Raw genomic sequence first — 12,766 nt, 5'->3', positions numbered from 1 at the left:
GGTCAGATGGTCCAGCCGACCGGCTGGGTGACGATCGGGTTGAACGTCACGCCGGCCGCCTCCATCTCGCCGCGGGCGATGACGGCCATCTCCTTCAGCGTGTTCATCTGCGCCGCGTGCTCGGCGGTGTCCCAGACGCTGAAGTTCACCATCGAGCCGTCCGGCGAGACACCGGCGACGAAGTCCAGGAGCCCCGGCAGGGCCTTGATGGCCGGGATCAGGTACTCCGACTGCTTCGTGCTCAGCGCCGAGATGTCGGTGTACAGAGTCGGGTCGAAGCTCCCGGACGAGACGCGGAGCACTGCGGTTGCGGGCACGTTAGCGGTCATGGCGATCCCCACCCTTCGAGCGATGAATTACGTTTCGATACCCTATCAGAACATAATTATGGCGGCGGAGTGGGTGGACGAAGGGCCGGTGCCTGGGGAGGCACCGGCCCCTCGCTGTGTACTTGATGGGACATCAGAACTGGGACATCAGAAGGCTGACAGTCCGTTCGGCGTGCCCAGCCCGGTGGGTCCGTCGTATCCGGTGACGGCGTTGCACTGGTAGTCGCCGCCGCAGTCCTGGAACGTGACGTTGTTGCCGGTGACCACGTCGTTGAGCCCGGTCTTGGCGCCGGGGGTGTAGAAGGCTGAGGCGTTGTTGTACTTGGCGGGGTTTCCGGCCAGCGCGATCACGCCGGCGATGAAGGGTGAGGAGGCGCTGGTGCCGCCGACGACGTTCCAGCCGGAGGGCAGGCCCTCGAGGTCGGGGGTGTCGGTGACGTAGATGGCCGGGCCGGTGTTGGGGTCGGCGTCGGCGGAGACGTCGGCGACCATGCGTCCGGGGCAGTTGGCGTCGGTCTGCCAGGCGGGCTTGTCGACCCAGGCGGAGCAGCCAGAACCGGCGCCCTGCCAGGCGCTCTCAGACCAGCCGCGGGCGTTGGTGGCCTTGGTCAGCGAGGTGCCGCCGACGGAGATCACCGAGGAGAACACGGCCGGTTCGGCCGGGATCCCGTAGCCGCTGTCACCGGAGGAGGCGACGATGGCCACGCCCGGGTGCGTGTAGTAGGCGGCGTCGGCGGGCGTCACGCTGGATTCGGTGGCGCCGTAGCTGTTGGACACCTCGGTGGCGCCGAGGCTGACGGCGGTGTTGACGGATTTGCCGAGGTCGTCGCCGGTGGGCTGGTTGGCTTCGACCAGCAGGATCTTGCATTGCGGGCAGGCTGCGGAGACCATGTCCAGGTCCAGGGCGATTTCCACGCCCCAGCCCTGGTCGGCCGGGACCGGGGTGGTCTTGCCTTGTTCGTTGACCTTGGTGAAGCAGCCGTTGGCGGTGGTGCAGGCTGACAGGCCGTAGGTGGAGCGGTAGACCGCCAGGTCCGCCTCGGCTGTGGGGTCGTCCCCGGCGTCGACGATGGCAACGGTCTGGTTCGCGCCGCCGGTGGTCGGCAGCTTGTACGCCGATTGCAGGTCCGCCGGGCCGAACCCGGCCGGCAGAGTGGTCGCGGCGGCGTTGAGGCCTGCCGCATGCCCGATGTGGGCCGGTTCCTTAACGTCGGTGCGGGCCTGTGCGAAGCAGCGGTCGAAGCCGGGCTTGGCGGTGGCGCACACGTTTTTGATGGTGCTGGGAGTCTTGCTGCGAGCGGCGCTGGCGTTGGCCGGTGCCACCGCGGCCGCGACGGTGCCGACGGCCAGCACGGTGGCCCCGAGCATCCCCAGCAGCCGGTGGTTTCCTATTCGACTCATGGTTGTGTTCTCTCTCAGCCGATGGTGTAGGCGTTGGCGACGGTCTGGGTGATCGAGCCGCCGAGCGCGTCGGTGGCGGTGACCTTCAGCCACGGCGTGGCACCCTTGGCACCGTTCGTCCACAGCACGGCGTAGTGGCCCTGCCCGGCCGGGACCACCGAGGCCGGGGTCCAGGTGGCGCCCTTGTCGTAGGACACGGACACGGTCGCGCCGGTGATCGCGGCCTGCGAACCGGCCTTGCCGTAGGACTGGTGGCCGACGGTCAGCAGCATCGCCGCGACCGGGCCGTGCGTGGTGTTGAAGCCGTCGGTGGCCAGCTGGTAATTCAGGTTCAGCACCGGCAGGATCGAGCACGGCGTGGTGCCGGTGCCCTGCGCCTGGCAGAAGTCGCCGGCCGGCAGCGTCGACTTCGGGTCCTGTGCCGGGGTGTAGGGCACGGTGATGTCGGTGTGCGAGGCCGTGGACTGGGTGATCGGGAACTGGCTCAGGTCCAGGTCGAACACCATGCGGTAGGTGCCGGGTGTCTGCGCCTGGCCGGTGAGCTCGGCGCCGGAGGCGTTGTCCTGGGAGAAGACCTGAGTGCCGTCGCGGTAGACCGTGAAGTGGCCCGTCGCCGGGCCCATGAAGTCGGCCGTGCTGTCCGGGTTGCTGTCGGTCAGCGCGCTCAGGGCCAGGTCGACGGTGCCGCCGTCAGCGCAGGAGCGGCAGCCGGCCGGGTCCTTGAACTGCCCCGCCTGCGGGGTCAGCGGGCCGTGCGCCCAGGTGTGCCAGACCTCGGTCTTGCCCTGGTAGACCGGTCCGTTCTGGTTGAAGAACAGCGCCGCCGGGAAGCCGCTCGTCACGTCCGGCAGGGCCGGGATGACGGTCGCCACCCACTGGTCGTCGCCGATCGGCGGGCCGGTGTAGGCGGTCAGGTTCTCCGGGACCGTGATCACGTGGCCGGTCTGGAAGCCGCCCTGGGTCGGCGAGACCGGGCCCACCATGTACTCGCCCTGGTGCCGCGTCTCGCCGGGATCCGTGGAGACGATGTTGTGGGTGGTGGTCAGCTTCGAGGCGTCGACCGTGTGGTTCTGGTTCGCGTCCACGTGGTCGGCGGCCGGGAACATCACGTCGTACCGATAGGGGTTCGCGGTCCCGGCCGGGCTCTCGCCGCCCCAGGACTGCAGGTCGTAGCTGAAGGTGCCGACCTGCGCGGTGCCCGTCGGGCTGACGTAGGTCGGGCCGCCGTCGCCGAGGATGGTCACACCGCCGGTCAGGCCCTTGGTGTCGGTGCGGAGGTAGGCCAGCGTGGTGGCGTCGGCCACGGTCGGCTTCGGCGCGGTCGCGGTGACCTGCGCGGTCGCGGTGCGCTCGTCGGCGGTCACGGTGGTGACGCCGCCGGCGGTGACCGTCAGGTCGAGCTGCGCGGCCACGTGCATGGTGTCGATGCCGGTCGTGGCGTCGTAGGAGTCGAAGATGGTGGTCGCCGAGTAGTGCCCGGTGGGCACCGCGACCCGCTCGATGCCGCCGGCCACCGGCAGCGGCATGCTCCACTTGGTGGCGTCGTCGACGTTGGTCAGGAAGGTCGTGGCGTCCGCGGCCTTGCCGTCCAGGCCGAGCGCGTTGATCTGCAGGATGCTCAGCGGGTAGAACGGCGTCGCCGCCGGCGCGCTCGCGGTGCTCAGCGCCGGTACCTGGTACTGCGCCAGGGTGGACAGCTGCGCCGGGTTCGCCAGGACCGAGTCGGGGATGACGTAGGCGTGGTGCGTGTCGGGCATGTAGCGGACGGCCGGGACGGTGCTGCCGTCGGGAGCCTGGACCATGATGGACGCGGCCGGACCGGTACCGGAGACCAGGACGCGGTCGCCGTTGGGCAGCGTGGCGGCCTGCGGGCCGGCCAGGCTGTGCGGGGCCGGTGCGGCGGCCGGGGCCGACAGGGCCGAGGCGGCCGGCGCGGCGGCCGAGGCGGCCGGCGCGGCGGCCGCGGCGGCCGGCGCGGCGGCCGCGGCGGCTCCCCCGGCGGTGGCAAGGCCCAGCGCCACGGCCGCGGCCATGGTCGGGACACGACGGGTTCGTGCTAGCACAAGCGGTTCCTCCAGATCGTCGGACGGCCCCGGCGCGCGGATGCGCTGTGCGCCCCGGAGCCCTGTGCTCTCGCGAAGTACCGACGACGCCGGGATCCCATCTGGTTGTAAGAGTCCTGAAATTCGTTCACTGATTCAATGAGGATGAGACGGCCGCTGCGAAAAACCTCGGCGCGGCATACGGCGGAATCGCTACCGTGCCACGGTGACTCCTGAAGGCGCCGCCCCCGCGGCCACCGACGTCCTGTCCGCCGTCGACGACCTGCTCGCCGCGGGCGACATCGCCGGGGTGGTCCGGCATCTGCGCGTGGACGGCGACGCGCTGCCCCTGCTGGATTTCGTGCGCGTCCTGCGCGACGCCGCCGGCGCCATGGGCTTCGACGCCATGGCGGTCGCCGCCGAACGGGTCCTGGCCGCCGGCGAGGACCGCGAGGAGCAGGCGGTGGGCCTGTACGAGTTCGGGTACGAGTGCGTCGAGCACGGGATCGCCTTCCTGGCGGTCCGGCCGCTGCGCGAGGCCGCCGAGCGCGAGCCCGGCGTCATCCAGATCCGCACCGAGCTGGCCGCGGCCTGCGAGCGCTCCTGGGAGCACCGCGAGGCGATGGCCGCGCTGCGCGGTTTCGACGGCGAGCTGCCCTGGCTGGCGCGCTACCAGCTGACGTTCAACGCGCTGCTGGCCGGCGACGTGGCCGGTGCCGAGCAGGAGTTCGCGGCGCTGCCCGAACCCGAGCCGCAGGACCGGGAGGAGCTGGCGCCGCTGCGGGAGAAGGTGCGCGCGATGCTGGTCCGGGCGGCCGCGGTCGCCGTGACCGACGGCGGGCTCGCGCCGAAGGACCTGCGCGGCTGGCACTTCGCCCTCACCGGCGGCGTCCTGCTGACCGTCTCGCCGTACGGCTACGACGCGGGCATGACCGGCCGCTGGGCCATGGTCGGGGACTCCTATGGAACCTGCGCCGAGGTGTTGCGCCGGCTCAAGATGGTGCTGGCGGTCAAGGGCCGGGCCCCGCAGACCGTCTCGCTGCTGCCCGACCGGGACAGCCGGATCCTGGGGATGGCGGCCGCGCGGTACTTCGGGCTGCCGGCCGTGCCGTTCGCGCCGGACCGATCCGAGACCCTCGTGGTCGCCTACGACCTCAACGAATCTGAGCCGGAGATCCTGTCCGCGCTGCGCGACCGGACGGCCGGGCAGATCCTGTTCGAGCGGGCCACCGACTGGACCGATCCGCCGCTGGCCGCCGCCGACGTGGTGGGCTTCCTGCGCCAGGCGGTGCGCGAGCCGTGGGGCGCGGCCTTCCGCATGGTCGACGGCGAGGTGGTCGAGACCGAGCCCGACGACCGTCCGGCCGAGGAGATCGCGGCCGAACTCGCCGCGGCCGAGCCGTACGCCGACGAGGGCGACGGTGCGACCCCGCCAGACCCGGACTCCGTCCTGGAGGCGTTCGTCTCCGAGATCGAGGGCACCTGGCTGACCGCGCGGCGGGAGTACATCGGCTCGCCGGGGCCCGTGCCGAGTTCGCGGTTCCTCTGACAGAGGTTCCTCTGAATCCGGACGAGGTTCCTCCGAATCCGGACAGGGGAAAGCCCGGCCACTCCTCGCCTAAGTGGTGGCCGGGCGGACCGAGGGGGTTTCGCCTCAGCCCTGCTTGGCCGGATTCGCTGAGGTCTTCGCGGAGGCCGCCGTCGAGCTCACAGTCACCGTGAACGGGATCGAGTACACGGTCTGCGGCCCCTCCTTGTCCTGCGGGTGCTGGACGCGCAGGTTGAAGGAACCGGCCGTCTCCATCTTCACCGGCAGCGAGAACTTGCCGTCCTGGTCGGTGAAGGTCGTGTAGGCCAGCGTGTTCCAGGCCGACGCGGCCTTGTGCGAGGTCGTCGTCTGCTGCCGCTGCAGGCGGATCTTCGTGCCCGGCTTGGCGCCGGTGACCTCGCCGGAGACCGTGAACACGGTGTCGTCGCCGGGCTTTGTGTTGTCGGCCTGGGCGGTGACGGCGACCGTCCCCGCCGCCGCGGCGGCCGCGGGGCTCTGCATCTTCGGTGATGCCGGCGCGGCGGGCGCGGCCGCCGGCTGTGGCACGGCCGCGGCGGCGACCGGCCGGGAATCCGTCGGGGACGCGGAGGAACCGAGGGTCGAGACCGCGATGCCGCCGATCGCCAGGGCGCCGACCGCGGCGGTCGCCACGGCCCCCTGCTTCTTCTGCCTGGAGGTGAGTGCCATGGCTCGATCTGACGCTGCCCGGCGCGGCCCCGCACGCCGCGCGGTCCGAATGGGGGATCGGGGGGAATCCGTTGAGGATCCCGAAGAGGCGCACCTGCCCGATGGCATCGTCCCCATCTGCGAAACTGGGCCCATGAACGCCACCGGAGCCGACCACCCGCGGGTCAGCAGGGTATTGGTCGAGCGCTACCTCGACCGGCTGCGGCGGCGGCGCCGCTGGCGGCGGCTGTCGGTGACGATCACGGTGTTCCTGGCGCTGCTGGCCCTGACCGGGTACTCGATCCTGTGGCACACCAAGGTGTTCGACGTCCGCACCACGACCGTGGCCGGCACCAGGGTGCTGAGCCGCCAGCAGGTGCTGGCCGCAGCCGCGATCGCGCCGCACACGCCGGTCGCCGGGGTGGACACCGCGGCGGCCAAGGCCCGGCTGATGGCGATCCCGCGGGTGAAGGACGCGTGGGTGGAGCGCTCACTGCCGCACACGATCGCCATCTCCATCGTGGAGCGCACGCCCGCCGCCGCGCTGCCGCAGCCCGACGGCTCCTACCAGATCGTGGACTCCGACGGCGTGGCCTTCGACACAGCGGCCACCGCCTCGGCGATCCCGGCGCACGTCCCGGTCATCCACCTGGAGCAGTTCGCCGACCGGGCGGCCGCGGACCGCGCGGCGACCGTGGCCGGCGCGCTGGCCGCGCTGGGGGCCCTGCCGGCCCCGGTGCACTCGCGGGTGCTCACGGTGTCGGCGACGGGGCCCTTTGCGATCACCTTGACGCTGACGGCTTCGACAAAGAAACAGCACTCGGTGACGGTCCTGTGGGGCGGTCCGGATCAGCCGGATCTCAAGGCTCGGATACTGGCCGCGCTGATCGGAAATGACGCGGCGCACTATGATCTCAGTGCTCCGGCGGCCCCGGCGTATTCGTAACGGTTCGAATCCAACACGCCGGATCGGCTAAGATCTGGCGGGCAATCGAACAACATACGTATTCCCCTCAGCGGGTCCCCACGGACCTCGCGAGGGTCGTCGGACCACGCTGAGAAGTAAAACCTGCCGACAGTTTCGGCGTGTTCGTTGAACCTCACAGGTCGCGGGACCTAATGTCCTGTAAAGACTTCACAGTCGCACGACCCCGCCGTGTCCCCTGGCCGGTGTGGGCGGGACTAAGGTGATCACAGGGTTTAATGAATCACTACAGATCACCGGACACCACGGAGAGGCCGTCGGACGTGGCAGCACCGCAGAACTACCTGGCTGTTATCAAGGTCGCCGGCATCGGCGGCGGCGGCGTGAACGCCATCAACCGGATGATCGAGGTCGGTCTGAAGGGCGTGGAGTTCATCGCCGTCAACACCGACGCCCAGGCTCTGCTGATGAGCGACGCCGACGTCAAGCTGGACGTCGGCCGGGAACTCACCCGGGGGCTCGGCGCCGGCGCCAACCCCGAGGTCGGCCGCAAGGCGGCCGAGGACCACGCCGAGGAGATCGAGGAAGTCCTCAAGGGCGCGGACATGGTGTTCGTCACCGCCGGCGAGGGCGGCGGCACCGGGACCGGCGGCGCCCCGGTGGTGGCCCGCATCGCCCGGGAGTTGGGCGCGCTGACCATCGGCGTGGTGACCCGGCCGTTCACCTTCGAGGGCCGGCGCCGCGCGAACCAGGCCGAGGACGGCATCGCGGCGCTGCGCGAGGAAGTCGACACCCTGATCGTCATCCCGAACGACCGGCTGCTGTCGATCTCGGACAAGAACGTCTCGGTGCTGGACGCCTTCAAGGCCGCCGACCAGGTGCTGCTGTCCGGTGTGCAGGGCATCACCGACCTGATCACCACCCCGGGCCTGATCAACCTGGACTTCGCCGACGTGAAGTCGGTGATGAGCGAGGCCGGCTCGGCCCTGATGGGCATCGGCTCGGCCCGCGGCGACGACCGCGCGGTGGCCGCGGCCGAGATGGCGATCTCCTCCCCGCTGCTGGAGGCCTCCATCGACGGCGCCCGCGGCGTGCTGCTGAGCATCTCCGGGGGCTCCGACCTCGGCCTGTTCGAGATCAACGAGGCCGCGCAGCTGGTCAGCGAGGCCGCGCACCCCGAGGCCAACATCATCTTCGGCGCGGTGATCGACGACGGCCTCGGCGACGAGGTCCGGGTCACCGTGATCGCCGCCGGGTTCGACGGCGGCGAGCCGGCCAAGCGCCGCATCACCAACGCCGGCCACGCCGTGGCGGCCGGCGGTCAGCGCTACGACGAGACCAGCGTCCGCGACGGCATGCGCGAGCAGGTGCTCGGCACGCTGCCCAAGCCCTCCGAGGGCGTGCCGGCGCCGGCCCACGACCCGATGGCCGACACCCAGAACGTCCCGGTCATTCCGGTCCAGCCGGCGCCCTCGGCCGCCGACGAGCTCGACATCCCCGACTTCCTGAAGTAGAGCCGGGCGCGAGACGTGGCTATATGGCAGCACACCGGTCCGGCAGGGCAAGGCGGCAAGGCCCGCTTCGCCTTCTCCGACCGCTGGGGCGGGGTCTCCAAGGCCCCTTACACCGCGACCAACCTCGGCGGGCACGTCGGCGACGACCCCGAGGCGGTCGCCGCCAACCGTTCGCTGGTGGCCTTCGAGCTGGGGTTCACCGACCCCGGCAACGTCGTGTACATGAACCAGATCCACGGCGCCGACGTGGCCTACGCCGCCGCGCAGTGGCAGGGCCGGGCCCCCGACGTGGACGCGCTGGTCACCGACCGCCGGCACCTGGCCCTGGCGGTGCTGGTCGCCGACTGCGTGCCGGTGCTGCTGGCCGACGCCGAGGCCGGCGTGGTCGGCGGCGCGCACGCCGGGCGGCCGGGCATGAAGGCCGGCGTGGTGCCGGCCGTGATCGAGCACATGGTGTCCCTCGGCGCGGTACCCGAGCGGATCGTCGCGGTCAGCGGGCCCGCGGTGTGCGGGCTCTGCTACGAGGTGCCCGAGCGCATGCGCGCGGACGTCGCCGAGAAGGTCCCGGCCAGCTACGCGGTGACCCGGCAGGGCACGCCCGGCCTGGACGTCGCCGAGGGCGTGTGGGCGCAGCTGGAGGCGTGCGGCATCGACCTGAAGTCCTCGGTGCGGCTGCGGGTGTGCACCCAGGAGTCCGAGGACTACTACTCCTTCCGTGGCGAGGGGACGACCGGCCGGTTCGCCGGATTCGTCTGGCTGGACTGAGCCATGTCCGAGCCGGAAGAGCAGATTTCCCAGCGGAAAGTACAGATTTCGCAGCGAACAGAACAGATCGCGGAGAATCTGGCCGTGGTCCGCGAGGACATCGCGGCCGCGGCCCGCAAGGCCGGCCGGGACCCCTCCGAGGTGTCCCTGATCGCCGTCACCAAGACCTATCCGGCCTCCGACGTGCGCATCCTGGCCGAGCTCGGGGTCCTGGACGTGGGTGAGAACCGCGACCAGGAGGCCGGGCCGAAGGCGCGGGAGACCGCGGGGCTGGGGCTGCGCTGGCACTTCATCGGGCAGCTGCAGACCAACAAGGCCGTGTCAGTGGCCGAATACGCCGACTTCGTGCACTCCGTGGACCGGGTGCGGTTGGTGGGTGCGCTGTCCAAAGCGGCTGTCCGGTATGACAAGGAATTGACATGTTTGGTGCAGGTCGACCTGGGTAACGCAGAGCCCATGGATGACAACGCGGCCCGCGGCGGGGCGTTTCCGGACCAGGTGCCGGAACTGGCCGACGCGATCGCCGCGGCGCCGGGTCTGCGATTCGGGGGCCTGATGGCGGTGGCGCCTTTGGGCGCCGAGCCGGGACCGGCCTTCGAGCGCTTGCACACGCTGGCTATGCGGTTGCGGACCGCACACCCTTCGGCCACCATGATCTCGGCGGGGATGAGTGGGGATCTGGGCGAAGCGGTGGCGGCGGGCGCGACACACGTCCGCATCGGCAGCGCGATACTCGGTATCAGACGGTGATTCCGGTAACGTCGCATCTATCGAACATCGGATACGACGACCGCACTTCTGCGCCACCCATCATCGACCGCGATCGGGAAACCTCCGCGGCACCCATTTACGTTGACAGTTGCAAGACAGCCGTAACAGGCCCCGTCCGGAGGCGAACAACATGGCCGGCATGATGCGCAGAGCAGCGGTCTACCTCGGGCTCACTGACGAACAGCGGTTCGAGGACGAGCGGTACTACGACGACTACGAGGACGAGTACGAGACCGAGCCCGCCGAGCCCGCCGCGGCTCCGGACTCGGCGCACCACGAGCCGGACCCCGGCTCCGGAGCGCTCGTCGTCGCGCAGAACGACCGCCGCGCATTCGCGGCGCCTTCCAACGTGACGGTGATGCCGGACCGCTCCGAGCGGTCCGCGCGAGCCGACCGAGCCGAGAGAGGTGGACCGGTGATGTACAGCGTCCCGACGGACCGGTCGGCGGACCGTGAAGCGTCCTACCGCATCACGACGCTGCATCCGCGCACCTACAACGAGGCGCGCACGATCGGCGAGCACTTCCGCGAGGGAGTCCCGGTGATCATGAACCTGACCGAGATGGAGGACGCCGACGCCAAGCGCCTGGTGGACTTCGCGGCCGGGCTGATCTTCGGCCTGCGCGGGAACATGGAGCGGGTGACGCAGAAGGTGTTCCTGCTGTCGCCTGCTAATGTCGATGTGACGGCCGAGGACAAGGCCCGGATCGCCGAGGGCGGCTTCTTCAACCAGAGCTGAGGCGGCGCCGGCTGGGGCCGGGCGGCCTCAGGCGGCGGTGGAGGTTTCGGGTCCGGCGGCGTCCCGCGGCGGTTTTGCGACAAGATTCGTGATGACCGTGAGCGGCGGGGCGCCGGCGAACGTGGGAAGGGGAGTGCGCTATGAGCGTTGTGGGGGCGTTGCTCCTGTGGGTGCTCTACCTCTTCGCGCTGTGCTTGATCATCCGCCTCATCATCGGCTGGGTTTTGGTATTCGCCCGGTCGTGGGAGCCGCGGGGTGTCATGCTGGTCGTCGTGGAGACGGCGTACACGGTCACAGATCCTCCTCTGAAGCTGTTGCGGCGGTACATCCCGCCGTTGCGGCTCGGCGGGATGGGGTTTGACGTGGCGTTCATGATCCTCGTGATCATCGTCTTACTGCTGATCCGGGTCGCGGCTACGCTGTGACCGGGTAATGTCTGTGCGAATGCCGACGACCACGCCACGCCTGAGGTGAATGAAAGATGCCGTTGACTCCCGAGGATGTCCACAACAAGCAGTTCACGACCGTACGCCTGCGTGAGGGCTACGACGAGGAAGAGGTGGACGCCTTCCTCGACGAGGTCGAGGCTGAGCTGACCCGCCTGATCCGCGAGAACGAGGAGCTGCGGGCCAAGCTGGCCGCCGCGACCCGGGCCGCGGCCAGCGCGGCGGCCGCCCCGGTGCCGATGCGGCGGGAGCCGACCCCGATACCCGCGCCCGCGCCTCCGCAGCCGGCGCTTCCGGCTCCGCTGCCCGCGCCGCTCCCGGTGCCGCAGGCGCCGCAGTTCCAGGCCCCCGGCGGCGACTCGGCCGCCCGCGTGCTGGCCCTGGCCCAGCAGACCGCCGACCAGGCGATCGCCGAGGCCCGCAACGAGGCCAACAAGATCGTCGGCGAGGCCCGCGGCCGGGCCGACGGCCTGGAGCGCGAGGCCCGCGGCAAGGCCGACGCCCTGGAGCGGGACGCGCAGGAGAAGCACCGCGTGGCGATGGGCTCGCTGGAGACCGCCCGCGCCGCCCTGGAGCGCAAGGTCGACGACCTGCGCGCCTTCGAGCGCGAGTACCGCCAGCGCCTGAAGTCCTACCTGGACGGCCAGATGCGCCAGCTCGAGGCCTCCGGCGGCGATGACATGGCCTCCTCGATGGGCTCGCGTTCGCAGCTGAGCCCGACCGGCCTGTCCGCGCCGCCGCCGGCCCCCTCGGCCCCGCCGATGCCGATGCAGGCCTCGCTGCCCCCGGGCATGTCGCCGGCGCCGTCCCCGGTCGGTGCCGGTATGAACGGCGGCGGAATGGGCTCCACCGGCTCCTTCCAGAGCGGCGGCAACACCGGGTCCTACCAGAGCGCCGGCAACACCGGGTCCTACCAGTCCGCCGGCAACTCCGGGTCCTTCCAGTCCGCCGGCAACAACGGCTCCAACGCCGCGGCTCTGACCCAGACCATGGCGCCGATCCGGCCGCAGATGCCGGCCCCGCCGATGGGCGGCGGGCAGCAGCCGCCGTTCATGGGTTCGGGCAACGGCCTGGGCCAGCCCCCGGTCCCGTCCCAGCCCTCGCCGATGCGCGGCTTCCTCATCGACGAGGACCCCGACGCCTGACGGCTCGGCTGGACCGGACGGCGTCCGGAGCACGGTGCGCTGACCCGCACTGTGCGACCTGCACTCACACAATGACGTGGCGTCACAAGCCCCGCCTCCCGATCCGGGGGGCGGGGCTCGGCGTTTGCCGGGAGTTCGCGCAGTGTTGGTCGGGAGTTTCCCTTAGGGGTCAGTCCAGGCCCGACTCAGTCCAGGCCCAACGAGAACGCCGCCTCGAGGTCCAGCGCGCTGTAGGTCCGGAACGACACGTGCGTGACCGTGTGGCTGACCCCGGCCACCTTGTTCACACCGCCCGGGATCACGTCGGCGAGCTGCTCGTGCTCGCGGACCCGGACCATGGCGATCAGGTCGTACTCCCCGGTGACCGAGTACACCTCGCTGACGCCGGGCAGCTGGGAGATCTTCTCGGCGACCTCCGGGATGGCGTCGACGTCGGTCTTGATGAGGACGATGGCAGTGATCACAGCGGCTCCT

General features: G+C 70.8%; 13 protein-coding genes. 8 read left to right on the top strand and 5 right to left on the bottom strand.

Annotated elements, in window-relative coordinates; genetic code table 11:
- Nucleotides 1–2 precede the first annotated feature (2 nt).
- The 3 genes from ABIA35_RS19470 to ABIA35_RS19460 all read right to left on the bottom strand — a co-directional run bounded on the left by ABIA35_RS19470 (nucleotide 3) and on the right by ABIA35_RS19460 (nucleotide 3,793).
- Nucleotides 3–329 carry a hypothetical protein gene (locus ABIA35_RS19470; RefSeq protein WP_370341364.1) on the bottom strand — a complete coding sequence of 109 codons (327 nt, stop codon included), beginning with the start codon at nucleotides 327–329 and terminating at the stop codon, nucleotides 3–5.
- A 147-nt stretch (nucleotides 330–476) separates the two neighbouring features.
- On the bottom strand, nucleotides 477–1,730 hold the full coding sequence (locus ABIA35_RS19465; RefSeq protein WP_370358797.1) for a peptidase S8: 1,254 nt from the start codon (nucleotides 1,728–1,730) through the stop codon (nucleotides 477–479).
- A gap of 14 nt (nucleotides 1,731–1,744) precedes the next feature.
- Nucleotides 1,745–3,793: a hypothetical protein gene (locus ABIA35_RS19460; protein WP_370358796.1), complete on the bottom strand. Its 2,049-nt coding sequence runs from the start codon at nucleotides 3,791–3,793 to the stop codon at nucleotides 1,745–1,747.
- A 205-nt stretch (nucleotides 3,794–3,998) separates the two neighbouring features.
- Between ABIA35_RS19460 and ABIA35_RS19455 the strand changes: the two genes are divergently transcribed.
- Nucleotides 3,999–5,321, top strand: a complete 1,323-nt coding sequence (locus ABIA35_RS19455; RefSeq protein WP_370341361.1) for a hypothetical protein — start codon at nucleotides 3,999–4,001, stop codon at nucleotides 5,319–5,321.
- Between the two features lie 105 nt (nucleotides 5,322–5,426).
- On the opposite strand, the gene ABIA35_RS19450 is transcribed toward ABIA35_RS19455, so the two are convergent.
- Nucleotides 5,427–6,008, bottom strand: a complete 582-nt coding sequence (locus tag ABIA35_RS19450) for a hypothetical protein (RefSeq protein ID WP_370341360.1) — start codon at nucleotides 6,006–6,008, stop codon at nucleotides 5,427–5,429.
- A gap of 133 nt (nucleotides 6,009–6,141) precedes the next feature.
- Here ABIA35_RS19450 and ABIA35_RS19445 point away from each other — a divergent pair, with 133 nt between their 5' ends.
- The 7 genes from ABIA35_RS19445 to ABIA35_RS19415 all read left to right on the top strand — a co-directional run bounded on the left by ABIA35_RS19445 (nucleotide 6,142) and on the right by ABIA35_RS19415 (nucleotide 12,292).
- Complete coding sequence (locus ABIA35_RS19445; RefSeq protein WP_370358794.1) at nucleotides 6,142–6,933, top strand: cell division protein FtsQ/DivIB; 792 nt, start codon at nucleotides 6,142–6,144, stop codon at nucleotides 6,931–6,933.
- Between the two features lie 302 nt (nucleotides 6,934–7,235).
- Nucleotides 7,236–8,426, top strand: coding sequence for a cell division protein FtsZ (gene ftsZ / locus ABIA35_RS19440; RefSeq protein ID WP_370341358.1), 1,191 nt, complete (start codon nucleotides 7,236–7,238; stop codon nucleotides 8,424–8,426).
- Nucleotides 8,427–8,441: 15 nt separating this feature from the next.
- Nucleotides 8,442–9,191 (top strand): peptidoglycan editing factor PgeF, encoded by a 750-nt coding sequence (pgeF, locus tag ABIA35_RS19435; protein ID WP_370341357.1) that lies wholly within the window; start codon nucleotides 8,442–8,444, stop codon nucleotides 9,189–9,191.
- A gap of 3 nt (nucleotides 9,192–9,194) precedes the next feature.
- The gene (locus ABIA35_RS19430; RefSeq protein ID WP_370341356.1) at nucleotides 9,195–9,941 is read left to right on the top strand and encodes a YggS family pyridoxal phosphate-dependent enzyme; all 747 of its coding nucleotides are present in this window, start codon (nucleotides 9,195–9,197) and stop codon (nucleotides 9,939–9,941) included.
- 151 nt (nucleotides 9,942–10,092) lie between these two features.
- Nucleotides 10,093–10,701, top strand: coding sequence for a cell division protein SepF (locus ABIA35_RS19425; RefSeq protein WP_370341355.1), 609 nt, complete (start codon nucleotides 10,093–10,095; stop codon nucleotides 10,699–10,701).
- Nucleotides 10,702–10,841: 140 nt separating this feature from the next.
- Entirely contained in the window at nucleotides 10,842–11,126 is a 285-nt protein-coding gene (locus ABIA35_RS19420) for a YggT family protein (RefSeq protein WP_015794684.1), read from the top strand.
- Nucleotides 11,127–11,182: 56 nt separating this feature from the next.
- Nucleotides 11,183–12,292, top strand: a complete 1,110-nt coding sequence (locus tag ABIA35_RS19415; protein ID WP_370341354.1) for a DivIVA domain-containing protein — start codon at nucleotides 11,183–11,185, stop codon at nucleotides 12,290–12,292.
- Between the two features lie 185 nt (nucleotides 12,293–12,477).
- Here ABIA35_RS19415 and ABIA35_RS19410 read toward each other — a convergent pair whose 3' ends face one another.
- A complete protein-coding gene (locus ABIA35_RS19410) occupies nucleotides 12,478–12,756 on the bottom strand; it encodes an Lrp/AsnC family transcriptional regulator (RefSeq protein ID WP_370341353.1) in 279 nt (92 codons plus the stop codon).
- Nucleotides 12,757–12,766: the final 10 nt, after the last annotated feature.

This window comes from Catenulispora sp. MAP12-49, from assembly GCF_041262705.1.
In the GTDB taxonomy this organism is placed as follows: Bacteria; Actinomycetota; Actinomycetes; order Streptomycetales; family Catenulisporaceae; genus Catenulispora.
This window is presented reverse-complemented; position numbering and strand designations above follow the sequence as displayed.